General features: G+C 41.1%; 1 rRNA gene. It reads right to left on the bottom strand.

Annotated features, from left to right (window positions below):
• Positions 1 to 202: 202 nt before the first annotated feature.
• A 16S ribosomal RNA gene (locus tag FHC48_RS23190) occupies positions 203 to 270 on the bottom strand; the annotation flags it as partial.

A 270-nucleotide genomic window follows, 5' to 3' on the forward strand; every position in this document is an offset into this window, starting at 1 on the left:
ACCTCACAACCCGAAGATGTTTCACTTCTGATTGCGAAAATTTGAGAGACTCGAACACACCATTTAAGATGTGTCGTTTCAATTTTCAGCTTGATCCAGATTTTTAAAGAGCAAAACTTCTTAATGCACTCAAAAGTACATTCAGAAGTTCATCATTCATCAGACAATCTGTGTGAGCACTACAAAGGCAGGTTCTTTAAGGTAAGGAGGTGATCCAACCGCAGGTTCCCCTACGGTTACCTTGTTACGACTTCACCCCAGTCATGAATC

The organism is Enterobacter sp. EC_50, assembly GCF_019584525.1.
Taxonomy (GTDB): Bacteria; Pseudomonadota; Gammaproteobacteria; order Enterobacterales; family Enterobacteriaceae; genus Enterobacter; species Enterobacter roggenkampii.